The organism is Gordonibacter sp. An230 (assembly GCF_002159915.1).
In the GTDB taxonomy this organism is placed as follows: domain Bacteria; phylum Actinomycetota; class Coriobacteriia; order Coriobacteriales; family Eggerthellaceae; genus Rubneribacter.
In genome coordinates this window covers 23,641-48,937 of the sequence record NZ_NFJP01000024.1, presented here as the reverse complement: position 1 = coordinate 48,937, position 25,297 = coordinate 23,641, and the positions used below count along the sequence as shown (strand labels likewise).

The following is a 25,297-nucleotide window of genomic DNA, read 5'->3' as shown; positions in this document are numbered from 1 at the left end:
CTACCCCTCACTCTTCGAGATCTTCACGAGCGTCTGCTTGGCCATCGCCGACGTGAAGCCGTCGAAGTTCTCCATGTTGTCGTCGTACAGGACGTTGACCTCGCTGCCGCCGTCGAGCGCGCCGTAGCCGGGCAGGCCCAGCTCCTCGCACGGCTCCCACCAGCCGCGCTTCGTCATCAGTACGTCGGGCGCGATGGCCTCGAAGTAGCGCGCCACCATCTTGATGGAGCCGTGGGGCGATTCGACGGTCATCCAGTCGCCGTCGTCGATGCCGTACTGCTTGGCCGTGGCCGGGTTGATCTTCACCCACGGCTCGGGCTGCAGCTCGCGCAGGTAGGGCACGTCGTGGTAGTAGCTGTGGTTGCACAGGCGGTAGGCGTGCACGTCGGAGATGACGAGCGGGTACTCCGCGGCGATGTCGGGCGTGCCGACGATGCTCTCGGGCGCGCCCGTGTACTCGGGCAGGCTCGGGATGGTGCCGTTGTCCATGGCGTTGGGCTTGCCGCCGATCCACTCGTTGACGCACTGCACCTTTCCGCCGGGCAGGTTCGCGAACATCTTCTCGTAGTCCTGGTACGCCGGCTCGGTCGGCTTGGCGCCGTCGGTGCGCTCCTTGAACACGTAGCCTTTCTCGCGCAGCTCCTCGAGCGTCACGCCCGAGCCGTCCAGCTGCTCGGAGAGCATCTTGTCGATGTCGCCGTCCCAGAAGTCGGCGCCGTAGCCCATCTTCACGGCCAGGTCGAGGTAGTACTGCCAGTCGGAGCGCGTCTCTCCCGGAGGCTCGGAGATCACCTGGTTGATGCCGATGAACGTGCCGGCGGGGGAGTTCTTCGTGGCGAACTGGTCGGCCGACTCGTACTGCGTGGTGGCCGGCAGCACGATGTCGGCGTAGTCGCATGAGGAGTTCCACGCCGTGTCCATGACCACGTAGTAGTCGAGCTTCTTCAAGGCCTCGGCGATGGTCTTGGGCTGGCGGGTGGCCGACATCGGGTTCGAGGACTGGCCGAACACGAAACGCAGCGGGTAGGGATCCTCGGTGAGGATGGACTGCAGGCCCTTGTTGTAGGCGCTCGTCGGGCCGGACTCTTGCGTCATCATGTTCTGGAACCAGCGCGGCGTCTCGGGCGCCACGAGCTTGGAGGCGCCGGCCATCCATCCGTTCGCCTTGTCCTCTTCGCTTTCGGGCAAACGGTCGCTCAAGAGGTCGATGCCCTTCGTCTTGATGAGGGGTTCGGGCATGACCATGCCCGCCCCGCCGCCGCCCGCGATGCCGAGGTTACCGGTGATGGCCTCGATGATGCAGGCGCAGGCCACGGTCCAGTGGCCGTCGTTGGCCTGGTCGCCGATGCCGTTGCCGATGTTGATGCCCATGGGCTTCACGGTGCCCATGAGGCGGGCGACTTCCGTGATCTGCTCTTCGGGCAGGCCGGTGATCTCGGCGGCCCAGGCAGGCGGGAACTGCTTCACATGCTCGGCCAGCTCGTCGAAGCCGGTCGTCCAGTTCTCGACGAAGTCGTGGTCGTAGAGGTCCTCGCCGATGATGACGTTGAGGAACGCGAGCGCGAGCGCCGTGTCGGTGCCGGGACGCACGGGCAGCCAGTGATCGGCGTGCGCGCCGAGGCCCTCCTGCATCGGGCGGATGTCCACGATCTGCATGCCGCCTTCCTTGGCGTTCATGCGCGCGTACGGGTTTCCCTGGTTCACGGCCGAGTTCTCGGAGTTGTAGCCCCACACCACCAAAAGCTTCGTCTTGTCGAGTTGACCGGGCGCCGTGTCGGTGGCCTTGGCGTGCTCGGGGCCGCCGATGGTCACAAGGCGCGAGAACATGCGCTGCGAGTTGCAGATGGCGGAATGCAGGTAGTTCGGCGAGCCGTGCACGTTGAGGAAGCGGCGTCCCAGGCTGCCGAGCACCGCGTAGAACTGCGGGCTGAGCACGGCGTAGGACTCGGGGCCGTACTGCTCCTTCTGCTCCTTGAGCTTCGCGGCGATCTCGTCGAGCGCCTGGTCCCATGTGATCTGCTCGAACTTGCCCTCGCCCTTCTCGCCGGTGCGCTTCATGGGGTACAGAAGGCGCGTGGGCGAGTACACGGTGTGCATGGCGGCGTTGCCCTTGGCGCACAGCGTCCGCGAGCCGCGGCCGAAGTTGTTGCCGGCCTCGGGGTTGCCCTCGACGTGCACCCAGCGGCCGTCCTTGACCGTGCACAGGGTGGAGCAGTGCGTGCGGGCGGGGCCGCACATCTTGCACCAGGCGTGCTTGACCTCGACGACGGCGTCGTCGGCGGCCGGGGCTGCGGCGTTCGTGCCCTCGGACTCCTTCATCTTCTGCGGGGCGCATCCGCCCAGCAGGGCTGCGGCGCCCAGGGCTGCGGCGCCTTTGAAGAACGTTCTCCTCGTCAGTTCTGGCATGATCCCTCCTCTTGGATCGATTCCCCCCGACGCTTCGCGCCCGTCGGCCTGTGCTGTCGAACCCCTCCTCCGTGCACGCCGCCCGCGTTTCCCTGCGCCCCTCGTCGGGATCGCTTATGCGATGGCTTCACTTTACGCAGGTCATCGCCCATTTTGAATCGTAGGTTTCACAGGCTGGCAAAATACGTTTCCCATCTGGGAAGACATATGTTTCGTATGAGCGCCGTTTGCGGTACAATACCCGCCGATGCATGGCAGCCGCTCAAGCGGCAGGGGGAAGGGGTCGCCATGGAGGCGGGGATCGTGGAGCGGATGGCCGCTCTCAGACGGCATCTGAAGGCCGTGACGCTGGCCGACGTGTTCGACGTGCGGGCGCTCGGGTTCGCGCTGACGCTCGCGTGGGCGTCCATCGTGTTCTTCAGCACCACCGTGCATTTCTCCACGCGCAACGACGTGAGCCACTTCAACAGCGTCGTGGGGTTCTCGAGCGTTGGCATGCTGGCCGTGCTGCTGCCGGCGGCGCTCGGCCCAAAGCGCTTCGCCCGCGCCATGCGGGCGCCCATCATGCGCGCGCTCGCCCCGGCGGTGATGTCGGTGTCCACCGTGGTGCTCGTCGTCATCGACCTGAACTTCTTCACGCAGCCGTGGTGCTCGCTCTCCTCGATGGCGGCGGGCGCCGGGCTCGGCGTGCTCTACCTCGCGTGGGGCGAGGAGTTTCGACGGCTCGCCCCGACGCAGGCCGTCGTTGAGACGGCTTCGTCGTTCATGCTGGCCGCCCTTCTGTTCGCCCTGGTGGTCGCGTTGCCGCGCCCGGTCGGCGTCGTCGCGACCGTGCTTCTGCCGCTGGCGGTGGGCCTCGTCGTGCTCGCGCGCGGCGTGTGGAAGGACGCCGCCGAGCCCGCGAGCGCTCCGGCCCCGCTCAGGCGCGGGGCGTTCTCGGTGCGCGCGCTGCTGTCGCTCGGCGTGCTGTCGTTCGCCGAGTCGTTCATCCGGGCGCTGTTCTTCAACGCCTCGCCCATCATCAGCGAGGGCAGCTACCCATGGCTGTTCCTCGTGGCCACGATGGCGTCCATCGCGTTCGTGTGCGTGCCGCTGTTCTCGGCGGACGGGCTGGACGTGGCCGCGGCGTACCGCGCGGCGGTGCTCGCGCTCGGGTTCATGTTCCTGCTGCTGCCCATCCTCGACTTGGGGTCGCTGCCCGCCGACATCGTGGCGCTCACGATGTACGCCACGGTGACGCTGCTCGTGTGGATCGTGCTCGTGCGCATCACGGGGCTGTTCGGGCTCGTGGCGCCGTTCTCGTTCGGCGTGGGCTGGGGCGCGCACGTGGCCGGGTCGCTCGCAGGGACGTTCGGCGGGGCTTTGCTGGGGTCGTTCATCGAGCTTGCGCCGCGCGTGCTGAGCGTCGTCGAGCTCGGGTGCGTGTGTCTGCTGTTCCTGGCCTACCTGTTCCTGTTCACCGACCGCTCCATGACGAGCCTTCTGGGCGTGCGCCCCGACAGCAGGCGGCGGCCCTTCCGCGAGCGCTGCGAGCGCGTGGCGCGCGAGTACAGCCTGACGCCCCGCGAGCAGGAGATCATGGCGCTCGTCGCGAAGGGTCGCTCAACGCCGCGCATACAGAAAGCGCTCGGATTGACGGCGGGCACGGTGAACACGCACCTCGCGCACCTGTACCGCAAGCTCGACGTGCACGACAAGCAGGAGATCATCGACCTGCTCGAGCGTCCTCAGGCCAAGTCGGAGCAATAGCCGCGCGCGAGGATGCGCTTGCCGCTCTTCGGGAACAGATGGGCGTAGAGCGCCATGAAATAGCTGTCGGTCATGGAGGCCATGTAGTCCACGACGATCTGGTTCGGATCGGAGGCGAGGTAGTCGGTTGCGCTCATCGTGCGCGACTTTGCCTCGAGCGAAGCGATGTGGTGTTTGAGCACCGGCGAGCTCTCGTCGCCGGCCTCGAGGTCGGACAGCAGCCGCTCGTAGAGCTCCTCGAACATCTCTCCCACGATGTTGCCCGCGCCGTTCACCATGCCCTCCCGCTCGTAGATGAGCTCGTAGTTCTGGCGCTTGGCGCGCTTGAGGTCGGCGAACATCTCCTCGCTGAGCGCGATGCGGTCGCATCCGTAGCTGCTGTTCACGATGTCGACCGTGAGGTTGTTGATGATCTGGGCGTTCGCCTTTCCCATGACGGTGCTCTCGAACGGCGCGAGCGAGTGCAGCACGCCCATGTCGATGGCGTCCTGGCGGTCCTTGCCGATGTAGGCGATCATGTCGGCCACGCGCACGACGCATCCCTCGAGCGTGGAGGGCCGCAGCGTCTTGATGGCGCGCTCGTCTGCGGTGCAGGCTTCCACAAGGCTGTCGAGCGCGGCGAAGTCGCGCGTGTCGCCCATGCTCAGCACCTGCTGGGCGAACTCGCCGTTGTGGCACAGCACGCCGTCGAGCGTTTGCAGGCTGATGTTGCGGCGGTACAGCTGGTCGAGCACGCGCACGGAGTGGACGTTGTGGTTGAAGTAGCGCCCCGTGCGCGCATGGTAGCAGGCGTTGAGATAGCGCTCGCCGGCATGGCCGAAGGGGGTGTGCCCCACGTCGTGGCCGAGCGCGATGGCCTCGATGAGCTCGCAGTTCAGGCCCAGAAGCGAGCCGATGCCGCGGGCCACGCGGCTGACCAGCTGCACGTGCAGGCCGCGGCGGCTGATGTCGTCGTTCTCCACGAACGAGAACACCTGCGTCTTGTCGGCGTAGCGGTTGTACGCCGGCACGTTGAGTATCTTCTCGATGTCGCGCGCGAACGCGGGGCGCGTGAGCGTGGCGTCGTCGTGCGGGTTCCGCTCCCGCCGCACCACGTTCGCGTCGTCGAAACGATGCGGGTGCAGTCGACCCGCGGCGCGGTCGGCGCGGATGGCGGCTTCGATGTCGGGGTCGAGCGAAAGATAGGGGATGTCCGTGCGTTCCATAGGCGTCCTCTGCTGCGCGGGCCCCGCTTCGCAGGGCGCAACGTGTGTATCGAGGACATTGTAGCGCATGGAGCAGTACCGTACAAATGTTTCACGTGAAACATCGGCGCACGGTACTGCGTTGCGGCGGCCTTGCCGCGCGTCCGAGCGTGCGGACGCCGAAGGGGCGTGCGGTTTTGCCCGAGATGTTTCGTTTTCCTGCGGCTTGCGGCGATTCGGGAAACGCGGCCCGGGCGTATCCTTGCAAGATGCGCGCAGCCCTCCGAACGCGACAATCGGGGAGAGCCGTGTTCCCGGGGAAGCGGACGGAGTCGTTGCGAGCGGCGCTTCGTGCGGCAGGCGCGGGATCGCGCAGATGCGGCGGACTGCGGCATCGATCGGCGCGCGTCGCTTGCGGGCATGGGCTTCCGCCGATTCGGATTGGCCGATGGCCCTATCGAAACGATTACCCCATAACGCTCGCGGGCATGAGACACAGCCTCGCCCTCACGTACGGCTACCTGGTCGGAAAGCGCATCGCCGAATATGCCCTCTCCCTCCCTCCTAAGCCCTGCCGCCCTTCCCGCTTGCGCTATACTGATGCGAAACACACGTCGGGCGCACGGGAAGGGCGGCGAGGGCGCATCCATGGCGGGCATCAGCGAAGAGGACATCCAGAAGGTACGCGAGGCCAGCGACATCGTCGCGGTCATCGGCGAGCGCACGCCCGTGAAGCAGCGCGGGCGCGACTTCTGGTGCTGCTGCCCCCTGCACAACGAGAAGACGCCCTCGTTCAAGATCGACCCCGCCCTGCAGCTGTGGCACTGCTTCGGCTGCGGCGAGGGGGGCGACGTGTTCGCCTTCGTGATGAAGTCGGAGGATCTGTCGTTTCCGGAGGCCGTGCGGCGGCTCGCGGAACGCGCCCATATCGAGATATCGGAGTCGGGAGGGCGTCCGGGCGAGGGTGCCGGGCGCAAGGCTCGCCTCAAAGCCGTGTGCGCAGAGGCGGCCGAGTACTACCACACTCAGCTCATGCGCAACCCTGGTCCGGACGCATCGGCCGCGCGAAGCTATCTGGCGGGGCGCGGGCTTGGCGGGGAGGTGCCGAAGGCCTGGCGGCTCGGGTTCGCTCCGGGACGTGGAAGCCTCGTGAGGCACCTTTCGGCGGCGGGGTTCACTGCCGAGGAGATGCAGCAGGCCAATGTGGCGCTTGTCGGCAAGGATGACGGGAGGCTGCGCGACCGCTTCTTCAACCGCATCATGTTTCCCATAAACGATCCGCAGGGCGAGTGCATCGCCTTCGGCGGACGCGTGGTGGGCAAGGGCGAGCCGAAGTACCTCAACTCGCAAGAGACGCCGCTGTTCCACAAGTCGCAGGTGCTCTACGGGCTGGACAAGGCGAAGGCCGCCATGGCTTCCACGGGCACGGCGGTGGTCTGCGAAGGCTACACCGACGTCATCGCGTTGCACGAGGCGGGGCTGCGCAACGCGGTGGCGACGCTCGGCACGGCGCTCACGATGCGCCACATCAGGCTGCTCTCGCGCCATGCCCGCCATCGCATCGTGTACTTGTTCGACGGCGACGAGGCCGGGCAGCGCGCCGCCGACCGGGCGCTCGCCTTCATCGACGGGTCCATGACGCCCGAGGCCGGCAAGAGCCGCATCGAGCTGGCTGCCGTCACGTTGCCCGACGCCCTCGATCCGGCCGAGTTCGTGGGCGCGCGTGGAGCCGACGCGCTGCGGCAGCTCGTCGAGCGCGCGCAGCCCCTGCTCACCTACGGCATCGAGCGACGTTTGGCGAAGCACGATCTTTCGCGTCCCGAGGGGCGCTCCGCTGCGCTTTCGGACGCGCTCTCGGTTCTCGCCCCCATCAAGGATTCGATGCTCGCGAAGGACTACGCCGTGCAGATCGCCAGTCGCTGCCGGGCGCGCGAGGAGGACGTGCTCGCCGAGCTCGCGCATTTGAAGGCTCCTCGCCCGATGCCCGACGAGGGCTCGACGCAGGGGCATCCGGCCTCGGACGCCCCTGCTCCTGCACCGCGTCGCGCGGCTCTGTCGTCGGCCGAGCGGAGCCGTCGTCGCTTCGAGCGGCAGCTGCTCGCCCTCGCCGCGCGCCGGCCCGACTTGGCGCTCGTCCACGCCGACGCTCTCGCTCAGACGCAGTGGCACGACCGTGCGAGCGCGGAGATCGCCCAAAGCGTGCTCGATACGCTCGCCGACGACCCTGCGGCATCGCCGGCGCGCATCGTCACCGATGCCGCCCGCCGGTTGCCCGCAGCGGCGAACCTATTGACGGCGGGCGCGCCCGCGGGCGGTGCGGGCGACGAGCGTTTGGCGGCCTTCCTCGTTGAGGAGCTTTCCATCGGCGATGCGGAGGACGCCGTTGCCGCCCTGCGCGCGCAGCTCGTCGATCCTGCGCGTCTGCCCGCCGACGAGTACGAGATGCTGTTCGAGACGGTGGCCGCCATGCAGAAGGATCTCGCTCGCCGTCGCGCCGCCCACAAGCCGGTGGGGTAGGGGCGCCGAATCCCGTCGGCGCGCTCCCGCCGAATCCGCTCCGCTTTCCGGGTCGCTGATCGAACGCCGTAGGGAGGCACGGCCCCGCGCTCCGGCTCTCCCTTCGCGGGCTTGCAGCGACTTTCGGCCTGCAGCCCCGCTTGCCCTGTTTCGGCCTGACGGAAAGGCGCGCCCTCCGCTCCTCGGAGCCTTCCGGCTTCGTCTTCCTTCCGTTTCGGACAACCCCCCGGCTTGCCGCGCCTTCGCTTCCTCGTGCATGGGCGCTGACTCCGCTTCGCGAAGATGCGAGCTGGGCTGAATGGCGTCGGATGGCGAAAAAGTGGGCCGTCGCGCGCTCGACCCGCCCCTTTCCGCCCGATGCCGTGCTCCGCTCGCGTTTGACGATCAGCCGCTCTTCGATGGCAGCGGGATGCCGCTCGCTTTCCCCGTGCTTTACTGATACCTTTATGATAATATTTGTCGAAAGGTTATCGAACATGTGCGAATCGAGGTGGACATGGACCATCCCATCTTGTCCAATGACGCGCAGGCCGCCTTATGGTCGGGTCTTTTGCGCACGGGCTTCAGGCCCGAAGGGCTCTACGGAGTCGACGACGACAACACCCTTGCGGAAAGCGGGGTGTACAACAGCCATCATGATCTGAAATCCTGCGGCGAAACCCTCCTGGCCTCTCTCGATGCGGACGCCGGCAACGTGCAGAAGGCGGCCGAGGCGTACGAGGCGGCGGACACCGCCAGTGCCAAGGGGTTCGAATGAAGGGCATGGAGCGGGCCATACTCCAAATCGAGGACGCCCAGGGTGCGAATCGGAAGCGGCGCGCGCTTCTCGAGGAGGCATGGGACGACTTCGAGCGCTTCTCTCTTTGGCGGAGGTCGTGGCTCGACGAGTGCGCGGCGTCGACGCCTTCGGGTCCGCAAGGCCAAGGACGTCTTTTCCGATTGCTCCAAATGTCCGAGGCGCTCGAAGCCGAGTGCCGGACGACGGTGGGGGATCTTCTGGACGAGAACCTCGAAGAGCGCTCGTCGCTCGACCGGCGTCGCGAAGAGCTCTACGAGCGGCATCTGCGGGCCTTGAGGGAGGAAGATGGACGATGACGATCGAGATCAGGCCCGCGGCGGTCATGGAGCAGATCGAGCGCAAGAAGGAGGCCCTGGAGGCGCTTCGGGACGAGGCCGCCTCGAAGCTGCTTTCCGTCGAGGGGTTTTCCCAGGACACGCTCTTGACGGGGGCGGGATGGCAGGCGTCGAAGGACCGGATCGCCTCCTACGGCGCGCTGCTCTCTGCCCTGACGACGGCGGCCGAGCGGACGATGCAGGCGGACGAGCGGGTGTCATCGGCCCTGGCGGGCTATTTCGAAGGCTGCGAGCGTGTGAGCGAGCGGGAGTGGCTCGACCGTCAAAGCGACGCTCTCTCCCAAGCCAGACTGATGGAGGAGCGGGCGCGATGGGCGCTGCACGGGACAGTGGGCAGCGCCGGCCTTGCGAGGATGTACGAGGAAGCCGCCGCCTTCGCCTACGACGCCGCCAACCTGGCGGGCGACATGCTGTCGAAGGTGTACTCCTACTGCGACGAGACGAACGGCGCCTACGAAGGGGATCTCGCGGATCTGACCTCGTGCCTTGCCCGGGGATGCGCGGCCGTGTCGTCGTCGGGGTTCGATGCGGAGGCGGGCAGATGGGGCGCGCTCGACATGTCGTGGAGCGTCGAGCTTCGGGAGAAGGCCGCGAAAGTGGCCGACCAGGTGCTGCTGGAGGCGACGCGCAAGGAGCCGGGCATGGTGTGCGTCTCGGAGGACGGCGCGTGGGCGTACGTCTCGGGCAAGAGGTTCCCTCTCGCCGGGACGGCTTCCGGCCTCCTTTCGAGCGAGCTTATCGCCGCGCTCGCCGAAACCGGCCTCGGCGCGAGCATCGACCTCGCGGCGCTCAAGGCGGAGCTCGACGGCAAGGCGACCGCTTCGGACGTGCTGCGCGCCGTCGGCATCGAGAAGGCGGGCACGTACCGGTTCACCTCTGACGGCAAGATCGTGTTCTCGGGCTTCACGATGGCCGAGGGCGCGCAGAAGATGACCACGCGCATCAGCGCCGACAACATCGGAAAGCACGCCCGCCCGGGAGCGGTCTTCGCGGCCGAGGAGGTGGAGGCCGCAGCCAAAGCGAAGGCGTCCGGACTGAGGGCGGGAGGCGGGCTGCTTTCGATGTTCTTCGTAGGCGCGGGCGCGGCGAGCGCCTACGGCTCGACTTACAAGGAGGGCGAGGGGAAGGACGAGGATCGCAGGCGCTCCGATGCCGAGGCCGCCGCCATCGGGTCTCTCGCGGCGGCGGGAGCGGGGGCTTTGGAAGGTGCCGTTGCGGGGCTTGCGTTAGGAGGGCCTGCGGGGGTGGTGGTGGGGGCTGTGGTCGGTCTTGTCTTCTCTCAGGGAGTTGAAACCTATCTCGAGTCCGACCTTGACGGAGACGGGAGAACGGTTCAGGGCGACATCGACGAATGGTGGTACGCCGGGGGCGGCCACGCCTTCGCCAACGGATGCGCCGAGGCGTTCTGGGAGCAGCTCGTCACCGCGCCGACCGGGATGGCGAGGTGAGGTCCGTGGAGCGCGAGGACGACCCCGTCCTGTTCGAGGCGCGGCCTCGGGGAGCGCAGGGCAACGTCTACGGGCGCTACCGCGTCGTCACCATGTCGCACGCCAGGAAGGTGGCTGCATTGTTCTGCCCCGTGGTATGGTGGGCGGCGGCGACCCTCCTCGCGCTCTGGCTCGAGAACGGGGGCGTGTGGCCCGGCTTCTCCACCGGGCTGACGCGCCATCATTTCACGATGTATTTCTTGTGGCCGGTTGTCCCGATCCTTTCGCCGGCGATAATCGTATGGTTCCCCGTTTTCCTGATCCTGTCGTGCAGCGAGTCGTTTTTCGTCGGACGGTTCTCGAAATGCACGTTGCTCCGAGGTTACTCGTCGGAAGGGCAGAGGCGGCATCTCTCCCGCTCGGGCGAGCGCCATCCCGCCCGCGTCGAGGCGCGCCGGGAGAGCATGGACGTCCTCGACGGCTTCAGCGGCGTGCGCGTCCCGAAGGAGGCGGAGACGGGGCGGCGCGGCCGGGCCGGGAGGTCGTGGATGCGCCTGCCCTACGGGTGGATCACGTGCGCCTGGCGCGCCGAGGACATGCTCGTCCTGAGGTTCTGCTGGGGGGAGGGGCTCGAATGCGTGTGGGACGTCGTGGTCGACCCCGCGACCTTCGTCAAGGGGGACGCGGACGCCCTGCTCGCCCACCTGGAGCCGCGATTCCGCTTCAAGCGCACGAGCTACAATTGCAAGCCGGACGGCCCACGCCAGACGAGCGACTACGCCAGTCCGAACGTCTTCTTCTGGCAGTTCTTCACCAAGCTCTACCGCGTGCGCTGGCCCAAGCCGCCGCGGCGCGGAAAGCGGGCGAAGGGGAGCGAGGCCGAGTCATGAGCGCTGTGGAGCGCGAGGACGACCCCGTCCTGTTCGAGGCGCGGCCGCGGGGGGCGCAGGGCAACGTCTACGGGCGCTACCGCGTCGTCACCATGTCGCATGGCAGGAAGGTGCTGGCCCTTTTCTGCGTCGTGCTCGTTGTCGTGGCAGTCCAAATGACCGTCGTGTGGGTTGAGGGCGGAGGCGAGTGGCCCGGCTTCTCAGCCATGGCCACGCGCCACAGTTTCATGCTGTACCTTCTCTGGCCGGTCTTCCCGCTTGTGTCCGTGCCCTTCGCAGTGGGGTTTCCGTGCTTGGTCCTCCTGTCTTTGAGCGAGCGCTTCTATGTTTGGAGGTTCTCCAAATTCGGTCGGAGCAGGGGGAGCTGGTATCGGTCGCAAGAGATCCACCTCTCCCGCTCGGGCGAGCGCCATCCCGCCCGCGTCGAGGCGCGCCGGGAGAGCATGGACGTCCTCGACGGCTTCAGCGGCGTGCGCGTCCCGAAGGAGGCGGAGACGGGGCGGCGCGGCCGGGCCGGGAGGTCGTGGATGCGCCTGCCCTACGGGTGGATCACGTGCGCCTGGCGCGCCGAGGACATGCTCGTCCTGAGGTTCTGCTGGGGGGAGGGGCTCGAATGCGTGTGGGACGTCGTGGTCGACCCCGCGACCTTCGTCAAGGGGGACGCGGACGCCCTGCTCGCCCACCTGGAGCCGCGCTTCCGCTTCAAGCGCACGAGGGGTTGGCGGCTGTCGGGCAAGGCGCGCCAGACGAGCCCCCATGCCAATCCGAACGTCTTATTCGGGCAGTTCTTCACCAAGCTCTACCGCGTGCGCTGGCCCAAGCCGCCGCGGCGCGGAGCCAAGGCAAGCGATTCGAACGAAGGGAGAAGCAATGATCGATCCTGATGGGCCGCATGGTGAGAAAGGGGAGCGGGAGGGAATCCGGCTCCTCCCGGTGGGAAGCGTGGTGGCGGTTGCCGGCGCGTCGGTCCCGCTTGCCGTGATCGGCAGGGCTCTTCGGGACGAGGAGGGGCTCGTGTGGGACTACCTCGGCGTCCCGTATCCGGAGGGGCTGGTGGACGCCGAGCACTCCTTGCTCTTCTCCCGAGACCGGGTGGAGCGCGTCTTCTTCGAGGGCCTGAGATCCTCCCGCGACGACGCGCTCGTCGACGCGGTGGAGGCTTACCTCGAAGGGGCGCGGGACGCATCGTGGCCTCCCGAGCGTGCGAGCGCGAGATAGCTGCCAGGACGACGGGCCGGGCGGACGGCCTCCGGCGGCGAGGGGGCTTCGCCCGGCCTTTCAGGGCTGGCCGGGCCAAGCGCGCTCCATCGCTTTTTCGGGGCTTTGGGTCTTGAAGTTTCTGCTATACTTCCAACAGGAAAGGAGAGACTGTGAGCCCCATTGCATGGTTGGTCGTCGCGGCCGTGATGGCCGTGATCGAAGTCGTATCGTTGAGCCTCGTCACCCTGTGGTTCGTCGTGGGCGGGCTTGCCGCGTTCGTCGCGAACGTGCTTGGGGCCAGTCTGTTCGTTCAAGTGCTCGTATTCCTCGCGGTGTCGGTTCTGTGTTTGGCGGTGCTGCGTCCTGTGTTCGTCAGGTACCGCGAGCGCGGCAAGAAAGAGGAGCCCTCGGTTCTCGGCGAGCATGCCGTGGTGCGCGAGGCTGTGGACAACGATCTGATGACGGGTCGCGTTGAGACGTCTGACCATATGACCTGGGCCGCCCGATCTGCCGACGGTAACCCCATTCCCGTCGGCGAGAGCGTGGTGGTGGTCGGGCGGGAAAGCGTCAGGCTCATCGTCGAAAGGAGGCAGCGATGATCGTCCTCATCGTGCTCGTGGTGCTCGTGGTGCTGTTCAGCGTCACGTGCGTGAAAATCGTGCCGCAGGCGGAGGCCGCCGTGGTCGAGAGGCTCGGTTCCTATCTCGCCACATGGAGCAACGGCGTTCACGTGAAGCTGCCGTTCATAGATCGCGTGCGCCCCTTCGTCTCGCTCAAGGAGCAGGTGTTCGACTTTCCCCCACAGCCGGTCATCACCAAGGACAACGTCACCATGTCCATTGATACGGTCGTGTTCTTCCGGGTGCTCGATCCGAAGCTCTACACCTACGGAGTTGACAATCCCATCGTGGCTATCGAGAACCTCTCGGCAACGACGCTGCGCAACATCATTGGCGAGCTCGACCTCGATACGACGCTCACTTCGCGCGACACCATCAACTCCCAGATGCGCTCCATCTTGGACGAGGCCACGGACGCCTGGGGCATCAAGGTGAACCGCGTCGAGGTGAAGAACATCACGCCTCCTGCGGCCATCCAGGAGTCCATGGAGAAGCAGATGAAGGCCGAGCGCGAGAAACGCGAGGCGATACTTCTGGCGGAAGGCGAGAAGCAGTCGGCGATCACCATCGCCGAGGGCGAGAAGCAGGCCATCATCCTGGCCGCCGAAGCGGACAAGCAGAAGGTCATCCTCGCCGCCGAGGCCGAAAAGGAGAAGCAGGTTCGCGAGGCCGAGGGCGAGGCGGAGGCCATCCTGAACGTCCAGCGCGCGACGGCCGAGGGCATCAGGATGGTGCGCGAGGCCGGGGCCGACGGCGCCGTGCTCACGCTTCAGGCGTACGAGGCGCTCAAGTCCGTCGCCAACGGACGCGCCACGAAGCTGATCATCCCCTCCGAGATCCAAGGGTTGGCCGGCTTGGCGGCATCGCTGAAGGAGGTCGTCGCCGACGACGCTCCGCAGGGTACCAAGGGGGCGTAGCCCGGCACCCGGGTGCCCTTCGCTGGATGAGCGGGGGGGGGGTCTCGGGTTCGTGGCGGGGCTTCGCAGGCGCGGCTCTCCTTCCGAAAGGGTTTCGCGCCTGTCTCGGCATGCACGGAGCTCGGCGGCGATTCCGCATCGGCTTTCCCGTCCGATATCGACCCTCCTCGAGGCGGCCTCGCGTTCGGATCTCTCGGCGATGGAGCGGCGAGGGCTCTTCGGCGCGCCGCCGAAAGGCGAGGGCGGGGGTTGGGGTCCGGTGCGGTCGGAACGTTCGCTCCCTCTTCGAAGCGCCGCCGTTTCGGTGCTCTTCTTCGGTCCGAGAGGCGCTTCGGCAAGATGTCGCCGAGGAGCTTGCCGTCTCGGGTTTTGTCGACGGAGGCTCCGGAAAGCGAGACGTCGGGATCGCCTGGTGAAGGCCGTGAGGGGGCCGGGCCCGTCCGTCCGACGCGCGTCGGTTCCGATCCCCCCTCCGCCTCGCCTCGTCCCGGCCGGGCGGGGGCGAATCGGGATGCGCGCCGCCTCCGCCGAAGCGCCGCTCCTTCGGGCGGGCTCGCGTTGCGTCCCATCCCCGTGGATCCGAAGCCTCTGCTCCGATCCGCCGCCCGCTCGCCGCCGCATCGGGCTGCGGACGCTTTCCCGATTGGGCGCTTTCCCCGGCCTCGCGCTGGCGGCGTTCTGTGGAACTTTCCCTGCGGTCTGGACAAGGCGTCCGCGATTGCGGACAATGGCCTGCGGAACCATTCCGCGTCGCGACCTGCGGCGCGTTTCATCGCAACAGAAGGGCGTGCCGACCATGATATCCATCGTGCGATCTCCCAACCCCATCCTCAACACGGTATGCGAGCCGTGCGAGCTGGGCGACAAAAGCCTGCGCAAGCTGGCTAAGCAAATGGCCAAGGCCATGTACAAAAACGACGGGTGCGGCCTGGCCGCCCCCCAGCTGGGCGTGACGAAGCGCCTCGTGGTGGTGGACTGCGACCAGGAGGACGGCGAGCAAGATCCGCTCGTGCTGGTGAACCCCGTGCTCGTTGAGACGCAGGGCGATCCGGTCGCGGAGGGCGAGGGCTGCCTGTCGTGCCCTGGCATCTCCGTGCCCATCGCCCGTCCTCCGTTCGCGCGCGTGCGCTACTTCGACTTGGACGGCGAGGAGTGGGAGGTCGAAGGGGACGGACTGCTCGGCCGCTGCCTGCAGCACGAGCTCGACCACCTCGACGGCATCACGATGTTCGAGCGCTGCGACCCCCTTGTGCGCATCCAGGCGCTGCGCGACTACGAGCTCGCTTTGGCCGCCGGGGCGCGTCCCGGCGAGACGTCGGTGGAAGCGCAGGTGCGTTGACGATGCGCGTCGTGTTCATGGGCACGCCGTGCTTCGCGGCCGCCATTCTGGAGAACCTCGCGCAACAGCACGAGGTGGCCGCGGTCTACACGCGTCCCGACGCGGTTCGCGGGCGCGGCAGGCGGCTCGAGGCGTCTCCGGTGAAGGCATCGGCCGAGCGGCTGGGGCTTCCCGTGCGCACGCCGCGCTCGTTGCGCGACGAGGCTGTGCAGCGCGAGCTGGCGGCGTTCGAGCCCGACGTCGTTTGCGTGGCGGCCTACGGCGCCATATTGCCGAAGGAGGTGCTCGACCTGCCTCGCTTCGGGTGCCTCAACGTGCATGCGTCGCTGTTGCCGCGCTGGCGCGGCGCCGCCCCCGTCGAGCGCGCCATCTTGGCGGGCGACGAGGAGACGGGCGTGTGCGTCATGCGCATGGAGGAGGGCCTGGACACGGGCGCCTACTGCGTGTGCCGCACGACTTCGGTCGCCGGCAAAAGCGCGGACGACCTGACCGAGGAGCTGGCCGACCTCGGGTCGCATGCCCTGCTCACGGCGCTCGTGCGGGTGGAGCGCGGGGCCGACGTGTGGACCGAGCAGGACGAGAGGCGGGCTACGTACGCCGAGAAGGTGGCCAAAGGCGAGCTCGACCTCTCGCCCGAGGCCCCCGCACGCGTCCTCGAGCGACGGGTGAGGGCTTCGAGCGCCGCGCACCCTTCGCGTGCGGTCGTGGCGGGAAGGGGCCTCACGGTGCTGAGCGCCTCCGAAGCGGAAGGGGACGCGCGTGCGCTTGCGGAGGGCCTCGCGCCCGGCGGAGTGCGCTTCGTCGGAAAGCGGCTTCTCCTCGGCACGGCCGAAGGAGCGCTCGAGGTGCTCTCCTGCAAGCCCGACGGCAAGCAGGCCATGGACGCCAAGGCGTTCGCCGCCGGCGTCCATGGCATCAAGGACGGAAACCTGACCTGGGAGGAGCCCTGTGTCTGAGAAGCGAAGCGATAGCCGGCCGCCCCGTGGCGGCCGGTCCGGAGCCCCGCGCGGCGGGAAGAACCTCGGCAAGGGCGCCCCGCGCGGCGGGAAGGGCAAGGGCGCCCCGCGCCGCGACGGCGAGGGCCGAGCGTCTGCGCGCTCAGGCGCTCCGCGTCGAAAAGGCGAGCGTTCCGACGCTCCGCAACGCCGCGGCCATCATGGCGGCGAAGGCCGCGATGCGGTTTCTATCGGGGACGATGCGCGTTCCATCCGCGAGAGCCGCGGGAAGGGCGTGCGTCCTGCGCGCGGTGGCGATGCTCGAGGCTTTCGCCCGGAGCGCGACGGCCGGCGCCCCTCGCGCTCCGGGGGCGCTTCGGCCGGCGCCCGGCGAGGCGTCCGGAGCGCCCCCGGCTCTTCCGAGGCGCCGCGCTCCGACGAGCGCGGCTCCGCCCGCTCTGATGCGGCCGGCAAGCGCGCGCCTTCCGGCTACGCGGGCCGATCCGACCGCCCCCGGCCTCTGCGCACGAAGGCGACGCCCGCGCGCCTTGCGGCGCTGGCCGTCCTGCGCGAGGTCCGCGAGCGCAGGGCGTACGCCCAGGACCTCATCGCGAAGGACATCGACGACTCGTCGCTCACGCCCGAGGACCGCGCGTTCGCAACGCGGCTCGTGCTCGGGGTGGTCAGCTCGACAGGCACTCTCGACGAGATCATCAACCGCGTGCTGGACGACCCCCGCGATGTGAGCCCCCAGGTGCGCGATGCCCTGCGCATCTCGGCTTACGAGGTGCTCTTCCTCGACAAGCGCTTCCATGCCGCCGTCGACCAGGGCGTGGAGCTTGTGAAGTCCGTCGCGCCGCCTGCCGCGGGCCTGACCAACTACGTCTTGCGCCAACTCGTGCGCCTGCGCGCCGAGTTCCCCTTCGCCGATCCGAACAAAGACATCGAAGCGCTTGCGCGCCTCCATGCGTTCCCGACGTGGCAGGCCGCCCTGCTCATGAACGACCTAGGCCCCGAAGCCGCTTTCGAGTTCATGCGCGCCTCGAACGAGCCCGCGCCGCTGTTCGTGGCCGTCAACGCTGCGAAGACGCGCGACGATCTGGTCTTGCGCACGCTCGAGCGCATAGGGGAGCAGTTCGAGCGCGTGGAGATCGACGGGGTGGAGGTGCCGGGGTGCCTGCGTTTGGACGACCCTCGAACGCTGCTTGTCCCCGACGTGAAGCGCCTTTTGAAGCAAGGGCGCATCCTCGTGTCCGACGCCGCTTCTCAGTGGGTGGCGGCAAACGCGCTTCCCGAGGAGAGGCCGACGTCGTTTCTTGAGGTGGGATCGGGCCGCGCGACGAAGACGATCCTCATCCAAAACGGCGCGTTGCGGCGGTGGGAAGCCCAGATCGAGGAGTACGTCGCGCTCGACAATCGCGCGTTCAAGAAGAAGGTGCTCGAGGAGCGCGTGGAGTGCTGCGGCATCCGCGTGTCCGAGGCGCTCGTCGGCGACGTGCTGAGCGCGGACGAGCTTCTGCCGGGGCGGTCCTTCGACGCGGTGTTCCTGGACGCGCCCTGCTCGGGCCTCGGCACGCTGCGCCGCCATCCCGAGATCCGTTGGCGTTTGAAGCCCGGCGCGATCGTCGACATGGCGCGCCAGCAGGTGGCTATGTTGCGGGCGCTCGCCTCCCATGTGAACCCCGGGGGCACGCTGACGTACGCCACCTGCACGGTGACCCGCATGGAGAACGACGCCGTGGCGAAGGCGTTCCTCAAGACCGAGGAGGGTTCGCGTTTCCGTCTCGCTCCCATAGCCGGAGGATCCTGCATCGCCACGAGGCTCTCGGAGGGTTCGCCCGACGCCCATTTCGCCGTGCGGTTCGCGCGAGTCGATGATGGGGGAGCCTCCTGCCCGTAGGGCGAAGGCCGCGCTCGGGCGTCCGATGCGTCGGCTGCCGCGCGCTGTGGCGCTCACGTTGCGCGGGTTTTCCCGGCATGGCGACCTTGATGGTGCATGCCGCGCACCCATCGTGCACGGGGTTTTCCGACTTTTTCGCTTTGTTTCGCCCGGTTTGCTCTACAATGAAACGACTTTTTCAGAATGAAAGCCGCGCAGCAGCGAAGGAGGTCCGAGAGCATGGAGCCGAACATCGAAGAGGTGGCGGGGCGCATTCGAGCGCTGCGCGAGGATATGGGCCTGACCATGCAGGAGATGGCCGACGCGACGGGGCGGTCGGTGGCCGAGTACGCCGCGCAGGAGTCTGGCGACGAGGATCTGTCGTTCACATTCCTCTACAAGTGCGCCCAGCGTCTCGGCGTGGACGTCATCGAGCTGCTCACCGGCGAGGATCCGCATCTGTCGGGGTACTCGCTCGTTCGCGCGAACGAAGGGCTGTCCATCAAACGCCGTGCGGGGTTCGAGTACCTGCACAAGGCGCCGCGTTTCAAGAACAAGCTGGCCGAGCCGTTCCTCGTCACGGCGCCGTACCTCGAGGAGGAGCAAGACCGGCCCATCCACCTGTCCTACCACGAAGGGCAAGAGCTCGACTTCGTCATCTCGGGCAGGATGCGCTTCGCCTACGAGGGCCATGTGGAGGAACTCGAAGCGGGCGACGTGCTCATGTACGACTCCGGACGGGGTCACGGCATGATAGCCACGGGCGGCGAACCATGCGTGTTCCTGGCCGTTGTGATGAAGCCGGGCGGAGAGATTATCTAGGCGCATGCGCCCCCCCCCCCTGTGACGCGACTTCCGCGTCGGTGGGCGGGGCGCATGCGCCGTTCCGCTCGACGACATCATCCGCCTTGCGGCGAGCCTGCCCGCCGCATCCTGCGAGAAAGAGCCGCATCCATGCACACCACGAGGAACATCCATCTCCGTTACGTTCACGAGGCCTACGACGAGGAAGGCCTGCTCGTTGATTTCGCCGTTAACTGCCCCGAGCACTTCAACTTCGGCTACGACGTGGTCGACGACATTGCCGAGAACGACCCCGACCGCCGCGCCATGGTGTGGTGCAACCCCGAGGGCGAGGAGCACGTGTTCACGTTCGCCGACATGAAGCGCTGGTCGGACAAGACCGCGAACTTCCTGGCGGACGCGGGCATCGGGCGCGGCGACTACGTCATGGTCATCCTGCGCCGCCACTACCAGTTCTGGTTCGTGGCCACGGCGCTCGCGAAGCTGGGCGCGGTCATGGTGCCGGCCACCTTCATGCTCAAGGAGCACGACCTGGAGTACCGCCTGAACGGCGCGTCCATCAAGGCGGTCATCGCCACCTCGCTCGGCGACATCGCCGACGTGGTGGACAACGTGGCGGGCGCGTGCCCCACGCTCGAGGCGAAGATCCTCGTGAACGGCGCGGGCGGCGGGCTCACGCCCGAGGACGCGGAGGGCAACCTCGTGTTCCCCGACGACGGGCTGCCGCTTGGCGAGGCGCTCTCCGGCCCGGACGGCGTGTGCGCCGCGCCCGCCGAGCGCGCGGGCTGGCTCGACTTCAACACGGGCGTGCGCGCGGCGAGCGCCGACTTCGCACGTGTGGAGACGGCCGCCGCCGACCCCATGCTCATGTACTTCTCCTCCGGCACGTCGGGCAACCCCAAGATGGTGCTGCACGACTCCGAGTACGCCATCGCGCACCTGGTCACGGCCAAGCACTGGCACAACGTGCAGCCCGACGGCCTGCACTTCACCATCGCCGACACCGGCTGGGGCAAGGCCGTGTGGGGCAAGTACTACGGCCAGTGGCTCATGGAGGCGTGCGTGTTCACCTACGACTTCGACCGCTTCCATCCCTCCGAGATACTCTCGCTCATCGGGAAGTACGGCATCACGACGCTGTGCTGCCCGCCCACGATGTACCGCATGATGATGGCCGAGGACGTGGACGCCTACGACCTGCACACGCTCATGTACTCCACCACGGCGGGCGAGGCGCTGAACCCCGACCTGTTCGACTTCTGGAAGGAGCACACGGGCCTCACCATCTACGAGGGCTTCGGCCAGACCGAGACGCCGCTCACCATCGCGAACCTCACGGGATCGGTGCCGCGTCCGGGCTCCATGGGCAAGCCGGTGCCGCTGTACAACGTGGAGATCCAGCGCGAGGACGGCAGCCGCTGCGACACGGGCGAGACGGGCGAGGTGTGCATCGACGTGCACGATAAGGCCGCCGGCATCATGCTGGAGTACTACCGCGACCCTGAGAAGACCGCCGCGGCCATGACGTGCGGCTGGTACCACACCGGCGACACCGCCTGGTGCGACGAGGACGGCTACTTCTGGTACGTGGGCCGCAACGACGACGTGATCAAGTCGAGCGGCTACCGCATCGGGCCCTTCGAGATCGAGAGCGTGCTTCTGGAGCACGAGGCCGTGCGCGAGTGTGCGGTCACGGGCGTGCCCGACCCGGTGCGCGGCAAGGCCGTGAAGGCCACGATCGTGCTGGCCGAGGGCTTCGCCGGCTCCTCCGAGCTCACGCGCGAGCTCCAGACCTGGGTGAAGAAGCGCACCGCCCCCTACAAGTACCCGCGCATCGTGGAGTACGTGGGCGCGCTGCCCAAGACCGTGAACGGCAAGATCCGCCGCGCCGCCATCCGCGAGGCGGACGAGAGGCCCAAGACCCCCGAGGGATTGGTGTGACGGCGCCCGCCTGGGCGCCCGCCGCGCCCGTCCTCGTGGTCACCGGGCACTACGGCGTGGGCAAGACCAACCTCGCGCTCAACCTGGCGCTCGACGCGGCGGCGCGCGGGCTGGAGGTCGCGGTGGCGGACCTCGACGTGGTGAACCCGTTCTTCCGCTCGAGCGACTACCGCGCGCTGCTCGACGAGGCGGGCGTGCGCGTGATCGCGCCCGTGTTCGCCGGCACGAACCTGGACGGGCCGAGCCTGTCGGGCACCATCCTGCCGGCCATCGAGCGGGCGCGCGCGGGGGAGGGGCGGCTGCTCATCGTGGACGCGGGCGGCGACGACGCGGGCGCGACGGCCCTCGGGCGCTTCGCGCGCGCGGTGGCGGCCGGGCCCTACGAGATGCTCTACGTGGTGAACCGCAGCCGCGTCCTTTCTCGGGACGCGGGAGGGGCGGTGGCGATCCTGCGGGAGATCGAAGCCGCCTGCCGTCTGCGCGCGACCGCGATTGCGAACAACACGCATCTCAAAGCCGAAACCGACCTGTCCGTCCTCGAGGCGGGCGTGCCGTTCGCTGAGGCGGTCGCGCAAGCCGCCGACTTGCCTATCGCGTTCACGGCGGTTCCCGCCGAGCTGGCCGGGCCGTTCGCCGACCGGCAAAACGGCCGCTTTCGGCAAACCGACGGTGGGCATGGGCTTTATCCTGTGCGAGTATATGCGCAGACACCCTGGGAATAGACGAGACGGGCTCCGTGCGCTTGCGGGCGGCAGTCGCCCCCCGGGCGCGGAACGTTTCGGGAGGACGAGGCGCTCCGCGCGCATTGGGGCGCGGAGGAGAAGAGAGACGCGAGAGAGGCGGACCATGGCGAGAATCAGCGTAGACGACACCTTCTGCAAAGGATGCGGCCTGTGCGTCGACGCATGCCCCGTGCACATCATCGAGCTCGACGCCGACACGATCACGGCGAAGGGCTACCATCCGGCCCAGTGCGTCGACGAGGCGCGCTGCACCGGCTGCGCGTCGTGCGCCATCATGTGCCCCGACGTCGCCATCACAGTAGAGAGGTGAGCCCTATGGCAGAGAAAGTGCTCATGAAGGGCAACGAGGCCCTGGCCGAGAGCGCCATACGTGCGGGATGCCGGTTCTTCTTCGGCTATCCCATCACGCCGCAGACCGAGCTTGCGGCCTACATGTCAAAGCGCATGCCGAAGGTCGGCGGTACGTACCTGCAGGCCGAGAGCGAGATCGCGGCCATCAACATGGTGTACGGCGCCGCGGCTGCGGGAGCGCGCGCGATGACGTCGTCGTCGAGTCCCGGCATCTCGCTCAAGGGCGAGGGCATATCTTACATGGCCGGCGCCGATTTGCCGGGCGTCATCATCAACGTGCAGCGCGGCGGCCCGGGCCTCGGCGGCATCCAGCCGTCCCAATCCGATTACTGGCAGGCCACGCGCGCGCTCGGCCATGGCGACTTCCACGTGGTGGTGTACGCGCCTTCCACGGTGCAGGAGATGGCCGACTTCGTGCGGGAGGCGTTCGAGGTGGCCGACCGCTACCGCACCCCTGCGATGATCCTCGCGGACGGCATGCTGGGCCAGATGATGGAGCCGGTGGAGCTGCCGGAGCCGCTCGATCCCGCCGACCTGCCCGCGAAGCCCTGGGCCACCACTGGGCATGCGGACGCGCGTCCGCACAATGTGGCGAACTCTCTGTACCTCACGGCCGAGGCCCTCGAGCGCCTCAACGTCGAGCGCTTCGAGCGCTATGCCCGCATCGAGCGCGATGAGCAGCGCGCCGAGGCGTTCCTCGTCGACGATGCCGACATCGTGCTCGTGGCCTTCGGGGCTTCGGCCCGCATCGCGCGAAGCGCTGTTGTCGCCGCGCGCGATGCGGGCGTGCTCGCCGGGCTCGTCCGGCCCGTCACGCTGTGGCCGTTTCCCAAAGACGTCCTCGAGGCCACGGTGCCCGCGTCCAAGGCGTACCTGTCGGTGGAGATGAACATGGGCCAGATGGTGGATGACGTGCGCCTCGTCGTGAACGGTCGGCGGCCGGTGGAGTTCTTCGGGCATGCGGGAGGCGTGGTCCCCACGCCGGCGGAGGTGCTGGCCAAGATCGTGGACATGAACGGGCGCTTCGTCGGGAAGGGAGGGGAGTAGGCCATGGCTGCACAATCCAAGGTCGTGTTCGAGAGGCCCCATGCGCTTTTGCCGGTCGTGACCAACTACTGCCCGGGCTGCACGCACGGCATCGTGCACCGGCTCGTCGCCGAGACGTTGGACGAGCTGGGCGTCGAGGGGCGCACGGTGGGCGTCGCCCCCGTGGGCTGCTCGGTGACGTCGTACGATTTCTTCGGATGCGACATGATCGAGGCCGCGCACGGCCGCGCTCCGGCGGTGGCTACGGCGGTGAAGCGCGTGCATCCGGAGGGCGTCGTGTTCGCCTACCAAGGCGACGGCGACCTCGCCTCCATCGGCATGGCCGAGACGGTGCACGCGGCCACGCGCGGCGAGCACATCACCGTCATCTTCATCAACAACGCCATCTACGGCATGACGGGCGGGCAGATGGCGCCCACGAGTCTGCCGAACCAGGTGACGCAGACCTCGCCCTACGGTCGCGACGTGGCGAGCGCGGGGTATCCCATCCGCGTGTGCGAGCTGTTGAGCTCGCTTGACGGCGTGGCGTACTTGGAGCGCGTCACCGTGGACTGCCCGAAGAACGTGCGCAAGGCGAAGAAAGCCATCAGGCGGGCGTTCGAGAATCAGATCGACGGCGTGGGCTACTCGCTTGTCGAGGTGGTGTCCACGTGCCCGACGAACTGGGGCATGACGCCGCAGGAGGCGTTTTCGTGGATGCGGGAGAACATGCTGCCGTACTATCCGCTGGGCGTGTACAAGGACGTGCGCGCGGAGGGCTTCGCGAACGCCGCTGAGGCCGCTGCGGCGCGCTCTGCGGACTGCCCGGTCGCGAACCAGCCCTCGCAGACGGAAGGAGGTGCGCGATGAGCCGCAGCCTCGACATCGTGCTCGCCGGGTTCGGCGGGCAGGGCGTTCTTTTCGCCGGCAAGCTCATCGCCTACGCCGGACTCGTGGAGGGCCGCGAGGTGTCGTGGCTTCCCTCCTACGGCCCCGAGATGCGCGGCGGCACCGCGAACTGCAGCGTGTGCCTGTCCGACGATCCCATCGGAAGCCCCCTCGTGCTCGCCCCGAACGCGCTCGTGGCCATGAACCAGCCTTCGCTCGACAAGTTCGAGGGCAGCGTGGTCGAAGGCGGCGTCGTGGTGGCCGACTCCACGCTCGTCAAGCGCATACCCGTCATTCCGGGCGTGCGGGTTCGAGCCGTTCCCGCCACGGCCATGGCCGAGGAGGCGGGCTTCAAAAAGCTCGCCAACATCATCCTCGCCGGCGCCCTGTACGCCGAGACGTCGTTTTGCGGCGAGGAGGCGCTGTGGAAGGCCATGGAGGCGTGCGTGCCCGCCCGCAAGGCCGAGATGCTGGAGCTGAACAAGCGGGCGCTTGCGTTGGGCATGAGGGCCGAGGCGGAGCCGGCGGCCTGACGGCCCCCGCCTCCGTCCGACGGTTCGGCCGCTGCTCTCCGAGCGGCCTGCCTGAGCGGATGCGCGAGGCGCGCTCGGGCGGGATGGCTGACGCTCGATCTCCGGACGCGCTATGGGTCATCCGGAGGCTCGATGCGGCGTCTCGCCGACCTGTGTTTGCAACCGACGATACGGTGGAAGGAGTGCGCATGGTAGATGAACTGGCCGAGATCGGCCTGCGCATCAAGGGCCTGCGCGAAGCGTGCGACGTGCGCGCCGAGGACATGGCGGCCGAGCTGGAGGTGCCGCTCGAGACGTACGCGAGCTGGGAGGAGACGGGCGAGGACGTGCCCATCAGCGCCATCTACCATATGGCGCATCGCTTCGGTGTGGAGTTCACCGAGATACTCACGGGCACCGCGGCGAAGCTCGACACCTACCAGGTCGTGCGTTGGGGCGAGGGGCGCGAGGTTGACCGCAACCCCGAGTACCACTTCGAGGATCTCGCATGGCGCTATGCGGGAAAGGTCATGCAGCCCTTGCTCGTGGTGCTCGATCCTTCGGACGCGCCGGCGAAGCTCGTGTGCCACACTGGTCAGGAGTTCAACCTGGTGCTCGAGGGCACGGTCGTCGTCACCTGGGGGGAGAAGGAGTTCGAGCTCAATCCCGGCGACAGCATCTACTTCAACCCGGAGCGCCCTCACGGCCAACGCTGCGGCGGCGACGTGCCGGCGAAGTTCGTGACGATCATCGCCGAGTAATGGGTTCCGCCGTTCTCCGAACGGCGGAACTGCTCGACGCTGCGAAACATTGATGCGCCCGATCTTGCCGCTTT

The 25,297-nt window shown here is 67.9% G+C and carries 23 protein-coding genes; 21 read left to right on the top strand and 2 right to left on the bottom strand.

All coding sequences use genetic code 11. From position 1 onward, the window contains the following. Positions 1–2,406: a molybdopterin-containing oxidoreductase family protein gene (locus tag B5F40_RS12020; RefSeq protein ID WP_087194523.1), complete on the bottom strand. Its 2,406-nt coding sequence runs from the start codon at positions 2,404–2,406 to the stop codon at positions 1–3. A gap of 288 nt (positions 2,407–2,694) precedes the next feature. On the opposite strand from B5F40_RS12020, the gene B5F40_RS12015 reads away from it, so the two are divergent. Next, on the top strand, positions 2,695–4,155 hold the full coding sequence (locus tag B5F40_RS12015) for a LuxR family transcriptional regulator (protein WP_162610970.1): 1,461 nt from the start codon (positions 2,695–2,697) through the stop codon (positions 4,153–4,155). On the opposite strand, the gene B5F40_RS12010 is transcribed toward B5F40_RS12015, so the two are convergent. Next, positions 4,134–5,360, bottom strand: coding sequence for a deoxyguanosinetriphosphate triphosphohydrolase family protein (locus B5F40_RS12010; RefSeq protein ID WP_087194521.1), 1,227 nt, complete (start codon positions 5,358–5,360; stop codon positions 4,134–4,136). The two genes, B5F40_RS12015 and B5F40_RS12010, sit on opposite strands and share 22 nt — an antisense overlap. Before the next feature lie 627 nt (positions 5,361–5,987). On the opposite strand from B5F40_RS12010, the gene dnaG reads away from it, so the two are divergent. The 20 genes from dnaG (at position 5,988) to B5F40_RS11910 (ending at position 25,223) form a co-directional block, all read left to right on the top strand. After that, positions 5,988–7,856 carry a DNA primase gene (dnaG, locus tag B5F40_RS12005; protein WP_087194520.1) on the top strand — a complete coding sequence of 623 codons (1,869 nt, stop codon included), beginning with the start codon at positions 5,988–5,990 and terminating at the stop codon, positions 7,854–7,856. A gap of 478 nt (positions 7,857–8,334) precedes the next feature. Then, the gene (locus tag B5F40_RS12000) at positions 8,335–8,613 is read left to right on the top strand and encodes a hypothetical protein (RefSeq protein ID WP_087194519.1); all 279 of its coding nucleotides are present in this window, start codon (positions 8,335–8,337) and stop codon (positions 8,611–8,613) included. Then, positions 8,610–8,951: a hypothetical protein gene (locus B5F40_RS11995; protein WP_087194518.1), complete on the top strand. Its 342-nt coding sequence runs from the start codon at positions 8,610–8,612 to the stop codon at positions 8,949–8,951. Before B5F40_RS12000 ends, B5F40_RS11995 begins: the two co-directional genes overlap by 4 nt. Continuing rightward, a complete protein-coding gene (locus B5F40_RS11990; RefSeq protein ID WP_087194517.1) occupies positions 8,948–10,438 on the top strand; it encodes a hypothetical protein in 1,491 nt (496 codons plus the stop codon). The genes B5F40_RS11995 and B5F40_RS11990 overlap by 4 nt, the downstream gene beginning before the upstream one ends. 5 nt (positions 10,439–10,443) lie before the next feature. Further along, positions 10,444–11,307, top strand: a complete 864-nt coding sequence (locus B5F40_RS11985; RefSeq protein WP_087194516.1) for a hypothetical protein — start codon at positions 10,444–10,446, stop codon at positions 11,305–11,307. Beyond that, positions 11,304–12,191 carry a hypothetical protein gene (locus tag B5F40_RS11980; RefSeq protein WP_087194515.1) on the top strand — a complete coding sequence of 296 codons (888 nt, stop codon included), beginning with the start codon at positions 11,304–11,306 and terminating at the stop codon, positions 12,189–12,191. The genes B5F40_RS11985 and B5F40_RS11980 overlap by 4 nt, the downstream gene beginning before the upstream one ends. Then, the gene (locus B5F40_RS11975; RefSeq protein WP_087194514.1) at positions 12,178–12,525 is read left to right on the top strand and encodes a DUF4176 domain-containing protein; all 348 of its coding nucleotides are present in this window, start codon (positions 12,178–12,180) and stop codon (positions 12,523–12,525) included. Before B5F40_RS11980 ends, B5F40_RS11975 begins: the two co-directional genes overlap by 14 nt. A gap of 152 nt (positions 12,526–12,677) precedes the next feature. Next, complete coding sequence (locus tag B5F40_RS11970; RefSeq protein ID WP_087194513.1) at positions 12,678–13,106, top strand: NfeD family protein; 429 nt, start codon at positions 12,678–12,680, stop codon at positions 13,104–13,106. Next, positions 13,103–14,044 (top strand): SPFH domain-containing protein, encoded by a 942-nt coding sequence (locus tag B5F40_RS11965; protein ID WP_087194512.1) that lies wholly within the window; start codon positions 13,103–13,105, stop codon positions 14,042–14,044. The genes B5F40_RS11970 and B5F40_RS11965 overlap by 4 nt, the downstream gene beginning before the upstream one ends. A gap of 796 nt (positions 14,045–14,840) precedes the next feature. After that, on the top strand, positions 14,841–15,383 hold the full coding sequence (gene def / locus B5F40_RS11960; protein ID WP_204217397.1) for a peptide deformylase: 543 nt from the start codon (positions 14,841–14,843) through the stop codon (positions 15,381–15,383). A gap of 2 nt (positions 15,384–15,385) precedes the next feature. Continuing rightward, a complete protein-coding gene (gene fmt / locus B5F40_RS11955) occupies positions 15,386–16,339 on the top strand; it encodes a methionyl-tRNA formyltransferase (protein ID WP_087194511.1) in 954 nt (317 codons plus the stop codon). Next, on the top strand, positions 16,332–18,218 hold the full coding sequence (locus B5F40_RS11950) for a transcription antitermination factor NusB (RefSeq protein ID WP_239443038.1): 1,887 nt from the start codon (positions 16,332–16,334) through the stop codon (positions 18,216–18,218). The genes fmt and B5F40_RS11950 overlap by 8 nt, the downstream gene beginning before the upstream one ends. A 219-nt stretch (positions 18,219–18,437) precedes the next feature. Further along, the gene (locus B5F40_RS11945; RefSeq protein ID WP_087194546.1) at positions 18,438–19,019 is read left to right on the top strand and encodes a helix-turn-helix domain-containing protein; all 582 of its coding nucleotides are present in this window, start codon (positions 18,438–18,440) and stop codon (positions 19,017–19,019) included. Positions 19,020–19,151: 132 nt separating this feature from the next. Continuing rightward, on the top strand, positions 19,152–20,942 hold the full coding sequence (locus tag B5F40_RS11940; protein WP_087194510.1) for an AMP-binding protein: 1,791 nt from the start codon (positions 19,152–19,154) through the stop codon (positions 20,940–20,942). Continuing rightward, positions 20,939–21,664, top strand: coding sequence for a nucleotide-binding protein (locus tag B5F40_RS11935; RefSeq protein WP_087194509.1), 726 nt, complete (start codon positions 20,939–20,941; stop codon positions 21,662–21,664). Before B5F40_RS11940 ends, B5F40_RS11935 begins: the two co-directional genes overlap by 4 nt. A gap of 124 nt (positions 21,665–21,788) precedes the next feature. Continuing rightward, positions 21,789–21,995, top strand: a complete 207-nt coding sequence (locus tag B5F40_RS11930; protein WP_087194508.1) for a 4Fe-4S binding protein — start codon at positions 21,789–21,791, stop codon at positions 21,993–21,995. Between the two features lie 5 nt (positions 21,996–22,000). After that, positions 22,001–23,083, top strand: coding sequence for a 3-methyl-2-oxobutanoate dehydrogenase subunit VorB (locus tag B5F40_RS11925; protein WP_087194507.1), 1,083 nt, complete (start codon positions 22,001–22,003; stop codon positions 23,081–23,083). A 3-nt stretch (positions 23,084–23,086) separates the two neighbouring features. Next, entirely contained in the window at positions 23,087–23,932 is an 846-nt protein-coding gene (locus B5F40_RS11920; protein WP_087194506.1) for a thiamine pyrophosphate-dependent enzyme, read from the top strand. Beyond that, the gene (locus B5F40_RS11915) at positions 23,929–24,483 is read left to right on the top strand and encodes a 2-oxoacid:acceptor oxidoreductase family protein (RefSeq protein WP_087194505.1); all 555 of its coding nucleotides are present in this window, start codon (positions 23,929–23,931) and stop codon (positions 24,481–24,483) included. The genes B5F40_RS11920 and B5F40_RS11915 overlap by 4 nt, the downstream gene beginning before the upstream one ends. 188 nt (positions 24,484–24,671) lie before the next feature. Beyond that, positions 24,672–25,223: a helix-turn-helix domain-containing protein gene (locus B5F40_RS11910; RefSeq protein ID WP_087194504.1), complete on the top strand. Its 552-nt coding sequence runs from the start codon at positions 24,672–24,674 to the stop codon at positions 25,221–25,223. The last annotated feature ends 74 nt before the right edge of the window (positions 25,224–25,297 follow it).